Here is a 9,604-nt window from a genome sequence, read left to right as displayed (position 1 = left end):
CGCCGTGGGGGCTGGTGGGTTCTCTGGGGGGGGGGTGGTGGGGTGTGATCCCGGCGCGGTCCGTCCGCGGTGGCCCCCCCCCGCCCCCCCCCCCGGGACGGGGTGTGGCGGGTGGAGCTGGCCGCGGTGCGCGATCCGGAGTTCGTGGAGTACGCGGTCATGGAGGCACTGGGCCTGACCGACCACACCACCCGGCTGCCGCGCGAGACGCTCCTGGAGCACCTGGCCGGCCGCCGTTGCCTGCTGCTGCTCGACGGGTGCGAGCACCTGGTCGACGGGTGCGCGGACCTGGTGGCCGAGTTGCTGCGGCGGCTGCCTGACCTGTCCGTGCTGACGGCGGGGCGGCGGCCGCTGGGCGTGGCGGGTGAGCGGCTGTTCCCGCTGGCGCCGCTCGGCGAGGACGAGGCGGTGGAGCTGTTCACCGAGCGCGCCGAGCGGCAGGGACTGGAGGTCCGGGACCGTGCGGAGGTACGCGAGGTGTGCCGGCGGCTTGACGGGATCCCGCTGGCGATCGAGCTGGCGGCGGGCCGGCTGCGGGCGCTGTCGCCGGGGCAGCTCCTGGAGCGGCTCGACGACCGGTTCCGGCTGCTGACCGGCGGCGGGCGCGACGGTCTGCCCCGTCATCAGACGCTGCGCACGGCGATCGGCTGGAGCCATGAACTGTGCACCCCCGCCGAGCGGTTGCTGTGGGCGCGGCTGTCGGTGTTCGCGGGGACCTTCGACCTGGAGGCCGCCGAGTACGTGTGCGGCGGGGACGGGCTGTCGCCCGAGAACGTCCTGGACGTGCTGGCGGAGCTGCTCGGGCAGTCGGTGGTGTCCCGGGAGGAGACCCCGGCGGGTGTGCGCTACCGGATGCTCGACACCGTACGGGCGTACGGCGCCGACTGGCTGGCGGCGACGGGGGACGCGGGGCGGCTGCGGCGCCGGCACCGCGACTGGTTCATGGGGCTGGCGACCTGGTGCGAGCTGGACTGGTTCTCGCCGCGGCAGAGCGAGGTGGCCGCGCGCGTCGAGGCCGAGCTGCCGAACCTGCGGGCCGCCCTGGACCACTGCCTGACCGAGCCGGACGAGGCGCATCTGGGCCAGTATCTGGCGGGTTCGCTGTGGTTCTACTGGGCGGGCTGCGGGCGGCTCTCGGAGGGGCGGCGCTGGCTGGAGCTGAGTCTGCAGCTGGACTCGGAGTACCCGCGGTCCCGGCTGAAGGCGCTGTGGGTGCTCGGCTACGTGACGATCCTGCAGGGCGACGCGGTGCCCGCGCTGGCCGCACTCCAGGAGTGCCGGGAAGAGGCCGAGCTGGTCGCCGACCCCACGGCGGTGGCGTACGCGGAGCACCGCACCGGCTGTCTGGCCCTGGTCACCGATGACATGGCCCGCGCGGAAACGCTGCTGCGCTCCGCGCTCGGCCGCTACCGGGAGATCGGCGAGCTCAACAGCAATGTCCTGATGGGCCAGGTCGAGCTGGCGATGACCCTGGCGTTTCTCGGCGATCTGCCGGAGGCGGTACGGCTGTGCGAGGACGTGCGCCTTGTGTGCGAGGACCACGGCGAGCACTGGGCCCGGTCGTACGCGCTGTATGTGCTGGCGTACGCGGCCTGGCGGGACGGCGACCACACGGGCGCCCGCGAGCTGCTGACCGACTGCCTCGGCCATGCGCACGGCTTCCACGATCTGCTGGGTTCGGTGCTGTCGATCGAGCTGCTTGCCCTGGTGACGGTGGCCGAGGGCGATCCGACGGAGGCGGCGGTGCTGCAGGGCGCGGCGGCGCGGATGTGGCCGTCGGTGGGGCTGCCGCTGTTCGGCTCGGCCTACTACAACGCCCCGCACGAACTGTGCGAGGCGACGGCCCGGCGGGCGCTGGGCGAGGAGCGGTACGCGGAGTGCGTACGGCAGGGGGGTCTGCTGGACAGGGAGGCGGCGGTGGCCCGGGCACTGGAGTACTTCGGGGTGCGGCCGCTGGACGCGCTGCCGTCGCCGCGCGGGCCGGTACGGGAGCGGCGGGACGGTCCCGGTACGCGGAAGCCCGCCGCCTCGCCCACCCGGAAGGGCGGGGAGACGGCGGGCTGACGCTGGAGTGCTGCGCCGGGGCTGGGATCAGCGGGCGTAGTACTCGACGACGAGCTGCTCGTCACAGATGATCGGAACTTCCTTGCGGTTCGGCTCGCGGTCCAGGCGGAACGCCAGGGCCTTGAGGTTCACCTGCAGGTAGCGCGGGATCTCGCCGTCGGGGGCGAAGCCACCCTCACGGGCGATCTGGAAGAGCGTCTTGTCCTTCGAGCGGTCGCGGACCTGGATGACGTCGTCCGGACGCACGCGGTAGGACGGCTTGTCGACCTTCTGACCGTTGACCTGGATGTGGCCGTGGACGACCATCTGGCGGGCCTGGTAGATCGTGCGGGCGATGCCCGAACGCAGGACCAGCGCGTCGAGGCGACGCTCCAGCTCGATGATCAGGGCCTCACCGGTCTTGCCCTGCACCTTGGAGGCACGCTCGTAGGCGCGGACGAGCTGGCGCTCGGACACGTCGTACTGCGCGCGCAGACGCTGCTTCTCGAGCAGACGGACCTTGTAGTCCGAGTTCTGCTTGCGGCCGCGGCCGTGCTCACCCGGCGGGTAGGGACGGGCCTCGAAGTACTTGACGGCCTTCGGGGTCAGCGCGATGCCGAGGGCACGCGACTTCTTGACCTTGGGGCGGGACTGGTTCGCCACTTGTCTCTTTCTTCCTTCTGATATCCGGCTCGTCAGGGTTAAGGGAGGTCGCAATCCGCAGCCGGGGAAACCCGCCGGAACCCGTTGCCGGGCCTGGTGGGCAGCCGCTCCCCTGGTCTGGGCACATACGTGCAGCACGCGAGTGGCCCACCGACCGGTCCCGCCGTGCGGCGAGTGGTGGTGGGCTGCCCGCGACACCGTTCGACGGTGCGCGACGCTCCTGGAACCTCCTTACGGAGGCTCCGGCCGACTGTCCCGCTCTGACAGCGCGGGACTCAGCGCTTCCAGGGATTCTACAGGCTGCTCAGGACCGCCTGCGACCGAGGTGCTTCCTGGTCCACTCGACCGCGTCCGCGTAGCGGGCCTCCGAGCCGTGCCGGGTCGGGTTGTAGTACTCGCGGTCCTTGATCGGGTCCGGCGCGTACTGCTGCTCGGCGATGCCCTCGGGCAGGTCGTGCGGATAGACGTACCCCTGTGCGTGCCCCAGCTTGGCGGCGCCCTTGTAGTGACCGTCGCGCAGATGCGGGGGCACCTGTCCGGCCAGTCCCTTGCGTACGTCCTCCAGGGCCGCGCCGACCGCCGTCGTCGCGGAGTTGGACTTGGGGGCCAGGGCGAGGGCGATGGTGGCGTGGCTGAGGGTGAGGGCGGCCTCGGGGAAGCCGATCATGGCGACGGCCTGGGCGGCGGCCACCGCTATGGGCAGCGCGTTGGGGTCGGCGAGGCCGATGTCCTCGCTGGCGGAGATCATCAGGCGGCGGGCGATGAAGCGGGGGTCCTCGCCGGCCTCGATCATCCGGGCCAGGTAGTGCAGAGCCGCGTCGACGTCGGAGCCCCGGATGGACTTGATGAGAGCGCTGGCGACGTCGTAGTGCTGGTCGCCGTCCCGGTCGTACTTCACCGCGGCCCGGTCGACGACCTCCTCCAGGGTCCCCAGGCCGATCTCCGTGTCGCCCTTGTCGAGAGCGGCTCCGGCGGCGGCCTCCAGGGCGGTCAGGGCGCGGCGGGCGTCGCCGCCGGCGATCCGCAGCAGGTGCTCCTCGGTGTCCTCGGGGAGGGTGACGGAGTCCTTCAGGCCGCGCTCGTCGGTCAGGGCCCTTCTGAGCAGGCCGCGGACGTCGTCGTCGGTGAGCGGTTCGAGGGTGAGCAGCAGGGAGCGGGAGAGCAGCGGGGAGATCACCGAGAAGTACGGGTTCTCGGTGGTCGCGGCGATCAGGGTGACCCAGCGGTTCTCTACGGCCGGAAGCAGGGAGTCCTGCTGGGCCTTGCTGAAGCGGTGGATCTCGTCGAGGAAGAGGACGGTCTCCCTGCCGTATCCCCCGGTGGCGCGGCGGGCGCCGTCGATGACCGCGCGGACCTCCTTGACGCCCGCGGTGATCGCGGAGAGCTCCACGAACCGCTTGTCGGTCGCCTTGGAGACGACGTACGCGAGGGTGGTCTTGCCGGTGCCGGGCGGGCCCCAGAGGATCACCGAGGAGGGGCCGGCCGGGCCGCCGGAGCCCTCGCCGACCAGTCGGCGCAGCGGGGACCCCGACTTCAGCAGATGCCGCTGGCCCACCACCTCGTCGAGGGTGCGCGGGCGCATCCGTACCGCCAGGGGGCTGCCGGTCGGGTCCTTCTCCTGGCGTTCTTCTGCTGCTGCGGTGAACAGGTCGGGTTCCACGCTGAAACCCTAAATCACCGCACTGACAACGCGGCGCGCGCTGTCAGCTGGTCCAGAAGTCCCACCAGCGGGTCAGGATCAGCATGCCGATGATGCCGATGTGCAGGACCGGCAGCACCCAGGTGAACTCGCCGAAGAACGACTTCAGCCAGTTAGGGGCCGGCAGGAAGCTCTTGCGGATGTTGAAGGAGGTCACGTACCAGAACATGGTGATCGTGGCGACCCAGGCCAGCGAGCACCACAGGCACAGCGCGTTGATCCGGTACAGGGACTGGAACTGCAGCCAGGTGCAGAACGCGACGCCGAAGAGGGTGCCGAAGTTGAAGGTCAGCCAGTACCAGCGCGGGAAGCGGGCGCGGGCCAGCAGGCTCATGCCGACGCAGATGACGATGCCGTAGCAGACCAGGCCGAGCATCGGGTTCGGGAAGCCGAAGGCGGCGGCCTGCTTGGACTCCATGACGCTGCCGCAGGAGACGACCGGGTTGAGGCTGCACCCGGGGGTGAACGTCTTGCCCTCGACCTTGGCTTCCAGCAGCTTGAACTTGTCGATCGTGATGACCCAGGCGGCCAGCAGGCCGGCGGCGCCGGTGATGATCAGCAGCAGACCGAAGGCGATGCTGCCGCCCTCGGTACGCGGTGCTGCGGAGGCGTGCTCGGGCTCGGGCTCGGTGGAGACGTCGTTGAGTGTCGTCTTGCTCATCACGCCGATTCCGTCTGTTTGAGAGTTGGAACTTCTTCGGGCAGGGGCCATTGTGCCGCACGGGGCGCCCTGTCCACCGTTCGGTGGACATAAGGAAGTACGGAAGTGAGGGGACTCGCGCCCCCTCACTCCGGCGGGCTCAACCCAGCCTCGACTCCAGCTCCGCCACGATCTCGTTCACGCCGATCGGCGTCTGCTCGCCGGACTCCATGTCCTTCAGCTGGACGACGCCCTCGGCGAGGTCGCGCTCGCCGGCGACGATCGTGTAGCGGGCCCCGCTGCGGTTGGCGTTCTTCATCGCGCCCTTGAGGCCCTTGGCCCCGTAGGAGAAGTCCGCCGCTACGCCCGCCCGGCGGAGCTCCGTGACCTTGGCGAACAGGACCCGGCGGGCCTCCTCGCCGAGCGGGACCGCGAAGACGCTGGTGGCGGAGGGCAGGTTCAGCTCCACGCCCTCGGCCTCCAGAGCGAGGACCGTGCGGTCGACGCCGAGCGCCCAGCCCACCGAGGGCAGCTCGGGGCCGCCGATCATCTCGGAGAGGCCGTCGTAGCGGCCGCCGCCGCCCACCGCGGACTGGGATCCCAGACCGTCGTGGACGAACTCGAAGGTCGTACGGGTGTAGTAGTCCAGGCCCCGGACCAGCTTCGGGTCGTCCTCGAAGGCCACGCCCGCGGCCGTGATCAGGTCGCGGACCTCCTCGTGGTACGCCTTGCAGGCGTCGCAGAGGTAGTCACGGAGCAGCGGGGCACCGCCCAACTGCTTCTGGACCGACTCCCGCTTGTCGTCCAGGACCCGGAGCGGGTTGATCTCCGCTCGGCGGAGGGTGTCCTCGTCGAGATCCAGACCGCGCAGGAAGTCCTGGAGCGCGGCCCGGTACACCGGACGGCACTCCTTGTCGCCCAGGCTGTTCAGCAGGATGCGGAAGTTCCGCAGGCCCAGCGAGCGGTACGCCTGGTCGGCCAGGATGATCAGCTCGGCGTCGAGCGCCGGGTCCTCCGCACCGATCGCCTCGGCACCGACCTGCGAGAAGTGACGGTAACGGCCCTTCTGCGGACGCTCGTAGCGGTAGTACGAGCCGGAGTACCAGAGCTTGACGGGAAGGTTGCCGACCTTGTGCAGGTTGGCCTCGAGGGCGGCGCGCAGGACGGACGCGGTGCCCTCGGGGCGCAGCGCCAGCCTGTCACCGCCCTTCGTCTCGAACGCGTACATCTCCTTGGTGACGATGTCGGTCGACTCGCCCACCCCACGCGCGAACAGCTCCACGTTCTCGAAGCCGGGGGTCTCGATGTAGCCGTAGCCGGAGTTGCGCAGCGGCGCGGCGATCGCCTCACGGACGGCCAGGTACTTGGCGCTCTCCGGCGGGATCAGGTCGTAGGTGCCCTTGGGGGCCTGGAAGGTACTCACGAAGCTCTCTCGTCACATTCCTCGTCGGGGAGCGTCCACGCTCCCGAGGCCGGCCGCCACCTGCCGCAGATAGGCGTTGGTGGCGCGCTCCTGGCCGATGGTCGTCTGGGGGCCGTGGCCGGACAGCACCACGGTGGAGTCGTCGAGCGGCAGGCAGACACGGGCCAGCGAGGCCAGCATGTCGTCCATGGAGCCGCCCGGCATGTCCGTGCGTCCGATGGAGCCGGCGAAGAGCAGATCGCCCGAGAAGAAGACCGAGGGGATGTCGTCCGTCTCCGGCATCTGGAAGGTCACCGACCCTCTGGTATGGCCCGGTGCGTGCGCGACGGAGAGTTCGAGTCCGGCCAGCTCCAGCTTCGCGCCGTCGGCCAGTTCGAACACGCCGTCCGGCTCCCCCACCGTCAGCTCGCCCATCAGCGGCATGCCGATGGACCGGCCGAGCGCCTTCTCGGGGTCGCTCATCATGTACCGGTCCTCGGGGTGGATCCAGGCCGGCACGTCGTGCGCGCCGCACACGGGGACGACCGAGGCCACGTGGTCGATGTGGCCGTGGGTGAGGACGACGGCGACGGGCTTGAGCCGATGCTTCTTCAGTGCTTCCTCGACGCCTTCGGCGGCCTGGTGGCCGGGGTCGATGATCACGCACTCCGCACCGGCGGCGGGGGCGACGAGATAACAGTTCGTCCCCCAGGCCCCGGCGGGGAACCCGGCAATGAGCACGATCGTCCTTCGTTGTGTCGATTCGGGTGGCTACAAGCTGTGGTCCAGAGCCTACCGGCGCTGCCGTTTCCTCAGCGAACCCATATACGGTACGGGGCTACACGCAGTGGTCGGCTCACACAGCGCACAGGACGCACGCGTACCGGTCGACATACGACACGCATGAGGAGAGAACCCGGTGGTCACCCAGGAGCAGCGGCGGCGTCAGCTCGCCCGGGAGAAGTTCTTGCGGCAGCAGCAGCGGCGTACCAGCGCACGCCGCAAGTCACGCATGCGCAACTCCGTGATCGCGTCCGTGCTCGGCGTGATCGTGATCGGCAGCGTCTTGCTGTACACGACCAATTTCCTGAAGGGCGACGACAAGGCGAACGCCAGCTCGCAGACGACGCCCAGCGCCTCGCCCAGCGCCAGCAAGGCGCCGGACCCGTGCGCGAAGGCCGCCGCCGGCTCGGTGAAGAAGCTGAGTTGGAAGAAGGAGCCGGCGATGACGATCGACACGTCGGCGAACTACACCATGAAGCTGGCGACGACCTGCGGTGACATCGACGTCGCGCTGAAGACGGCGGCCGCCCCGCACACGGTGAACTCGTTCGACTTCCTCGCGGCCAAGGGGTACTTCGACCACACCAAGTGCCACCGCCTCACCACCAACGGCATCTACGTGCTGCAGTGCGGCGACCCGACGGCCACCGGCAGCGGCGGTCCCGGGTACACGATTCCCGACGAGAACCTGAAGGACAAAAGCCTGGCGGGCGGGGTCTACCCGGCGGGCACGATCGCGATGGCCAACACCGGTCAGAAGCACACCGGCGGCAGCCAGTTCTTCCTGGTCTACCAGGACAGCCAGCTGCCGGCGAGCTACACCCCGTTCGGCACGGTGGACGCCGCCGGACTCAAGGTCCTCAAGAAAATCGCGGCCGCCGGCGAGAGCACCGGAGGCGGTGACGGAGCCCCGAACGCGACGGTCGTCATCAACAAGGCGACGGTCACGAAATCCTGAGGTCCAACTGCGAAACTTCGGTCGCGCGGGATGCGGACAGGCAACCCGCCGGTCGCCTATGTTGGCCGTGACGAAACTGTGGACGATGCCCGGGGGCGCTGAGGCCCCTCGCGGGCATCATGTGGAGGAGGCGCTGTGAGCAGCGACCCGTGGGGCCGCGTCGACGAGACGGGGACCGTGTACGTGCGTACGGCCGACGGCGAGCAGGTCGTCGGTTCCTGGCAGGCCGGCTCTCCTGACGAGGCGCTGGCCTACTTCGAGCGCAAGTACGAGGGCCTGGTTGTCGAGATCGGCCTCCTCGAAAAGCGAGTACGGACCACCGACCTGTCAGCGAAGGACGCCCAGGCCGCCATCGACCATCTGCGCGAGCAGGTGGAGGCGCACCACGCGGTCGGTGACCTGCAGGCGCTGCGGGGCCGGCTCGACGAGCTGGTGAAGACCGTGGAGTCGCGTCGCGAGGAGCGTCGGGCGCAGCGTGCCAAACAGTCCGACGAGGCCCGCAAGGCCAAGGAGGACCTGGTCGTCGAGGCGGAGCAGCTGGCCCAGTCCGACCAGTGGCGGTCGGCCGGTGAGCGGCTGCGCGCGCTGGTGGACACCTGGAAGGGGCTGCCGCGCCTGGACCGCAAGTCGGACGACGAGCTGTGGCACCGCTTCTCGCACGCCCGGTCGGCGTTCTCCAAGCGCCGCAAGGCGCACTTCGCGCAGCTCGACGCGCAGCGCGAGGACGCCCGCAAGGCCAAGGAGAAGCTGGTCGCCGAGGCCGAGTCGCTGTCGGACTCGACGGACTGGGGTCCGACGGCCGCGCGCTACCGCGAGCTGATGACGGAGTGGAAGGCCGCCGGCCGCGCCCAGCGCGAGCACGAGGACGACCTGTGGAACCGCTTCCGCGGCGCCCAGGACGTGTTCTTCGCGGCCCGTGGGTCCGCCTTCGCCGAGCGGGACGCGGAGCAGACGGAGAACCTGAAACTGAAGGAGGAGCTGGCCGCCGAGGCCGAGAAGCTCCTGCCGATCACGGACCTGAAGTCCGCGCGGTCCGCCTTCCGCTCGATCAACGAGCGCTGGGAGGCCATCGGCCATGTGCCGCGCGACGCGCGTCCCAAGGTCGAGGGCCGGATGCACACGGTCGACCGGGCCATCCAGGAGGCCGAGGAGGCCGACTGGCGCCGGACCAACCCGGAGGCACGCGCGCGTGCCGCGGGTCTGACCGGCCAGCTGCAGGCCGCGGTGGACAAGCTGAGGACGCAGATCGACCAGGCCCGCGCCCAGGGCAACACGTCCAAGGCGGACAAGCTGGAGCGTGAGCTTGAGGGCCGCCAGGCGCTCCTGGACCAGGCTCTGAAGGGCCTGCAGGAGTTCGGCGGCTGAGCGCCGAGCGGATACGACGAGAGGGGCCCCGTACGCCGTGTACGGGGCCCC

Annotated in this window: 8 protein-coding genes; 3 read left to right on the top strand and 5 right to left on the bottom strand. The window is 70.3% G+C overall.

Annotation, left to right across the window (positions count from 1 at the left end; translation table 11 throughout):
* The first annotated feature begins 111 nt into the window (after nucleotides 1-111).
* The gene (locus ACWGJB_RS05250) at nucleotides 112-2,064 is read left to right on the top strand and encodes an ATP-binding protein (RefSeq protein ID WP_453378892.1); all 1,953 of its coding nucleotides are present in this window, start codon (nucleotides 112-114) and stop codon (nucleotides 2,062-2,064) included.
* Between the two features lie 27 nt (nucleotides 2,065-2,091).
* On the opposite strand, the gene rpsD is transcribed toward ACWGJB_RS05250, so the two are convergent.
* The 5 genes from rpsD to ACWGJB_RS05225 form a co-directional block, all read right to left on the bottom strand.
* Complete coding sequence (gene rpsD, locus ACWGJB_RS05245; RefSeq protein ID WP_351707197.1) at nucleotides 2,092-2,706, bottom strand: 30S ribosomal protein S4; 615 nt, start codon at nucleotides 2,704-2,706, stop codon at nucleotides 2,092-2,094.
* Between the two features lie 304 nt (nucleotides 2,707-3,010).
* Nucleotides 3,011-4,366: a replication-associated recombination protein A gene (locus ACWGJB_RS05240; RefSeq protein ID WP_453378891.1), complete on the bottom strand. Its 1,356-nt coding sequence runs from the start codon at nucleotides 4,364-4,366 to the stop codon at nucleotides 3,011-3,013.
* A gap of 43 nt (nucleotides 4,367-4,409) precedes the next feature.
* Entirely contained in the window at nucleotides 4,410-5,066 is a 657-nt protein-coding gene (locus ACWGJB_RS05235) for a vitamin K epoxide reductase family protein (protein WP_453378890.1), read from the bottom strand.
* Nucleotides 5,067-5,205: 139 nt separating this feature from the next.
* On the bottom strand, nucleotides 5,206-6,468 hold the full coding sequence (gene hisS, locus ACWGJB_RS05230) for a histidine--tRNA ligase (RefSeq protein WP_453378889.1): 1,263 nt from the start codon (nucleotides 6,466-6,468) through the stop codon (nucleotides 5,206-5,208).
* A gap of 12 nt (nucleotides 6,469-6,480) precedes the next feature.
* Nucleotides 6,481-7,188 (bottom strand): MBL fold metallo-hydrolase, encoded by a 708-nt coding sequence (locus ACWGJB_RS05225; RefSeq protein ID WP_453378888.1) that lies wholly within the window; start codon nucleotides 7,186-7,188, stop codon nucleotides 6,481-6,483.
* Between the two features lie 178 nt (nucleotides 7,189-7,366).
* On the opposite strand from ACWGJB_RS05225, the gene ACWGJB_RS05220 reads away from it, so the two are divergent.
* Nucleotides 7,367-8,188, top strand: a complete 822-nt coding sequence (locus ACWGJB_RS05220) for a peptidylprolyl isomerase (RefSeq protein WP_453378887.1) — start codon at nucleotides 7,367-7,369, stop codon at nucleotides 8,186-8,188.
* Nucleotides 8,189-8,323: 135 nt separating this feature from the next.
* Entirely contained in the window at nucleotides 8,324-9,553 is a 1,230-nt protein-coding gene (locus tag ACWGJB_RS05215) for a DUF349 domain-containing protein (RefSeq protein WP_453378886.1), read from the top strand.
* The last annotated feature ends 51 nt before the right edge of the window (nucleotides 9,554-9,604 follow it).

Source organism: Streptomyces sp. NPDC054813 (assembly GCF_053611365.1).
This window is presented reverse-complemented; position numbering and strand designations above follow the sequence as displayed.

Bases quoted from the DNA above. Each gene is read 5' to 3' on its own strand.
- ACWGJB_RS05235 (WP_453378890.1), bottom strand. From the start codon at position 5,066: ATGAGCAAGACGACACTCAACGACGTCTCCACCGAGCCCGAGCCCGAG.